1 pseudogene is annotated in these 253 nt (G+C 58.1%); it reads left to right on the forward strand.

Annotated elements, in window-relative coordinates:
• Positions 1-132, forward strand: a pseudogene (locus tag D3227_RS44780) (IS630 family transposase); the annotation flags it as partial.
• Between the last annotated feature and the right edge of the window lie 121 nt (positions 133-253).

Raw genomic sequence — 253 nt, forward strand, 5'->3', positions numbered from 1 at the left:
TCCGTCGTTGATCTCCAGGCCGCCATCAATCGCTTCATCACCGAGCACAATCAGCAATCCCAACCGTTCGTCTGGAGAGCCGACCCACACAAAATCATCGCTGCCGTCAGGCGCGGGCACCAAACGTATGAGGTGCAAGAGGCGGGACTTGAACGTCGGTCAACAATCTCTCATCCGCGGGTCGAGCCGCATGACCTTGTTTCGTTTGGGGCTGCCTCTGTCTAGGTGCCGAGCGTCAAGGCTCATAGTGGAG

This window comes from Mesorhizobium waimense, assembly GCF_003601975.1.
Taxonomy (GTDB): domain Bacteria; phylum Pseudomonadota; class Alphaproteobacteria; order Rhizobiales; family Rhizobiaceae; genus Mesorhizobium; species Mesorhizobium waimense.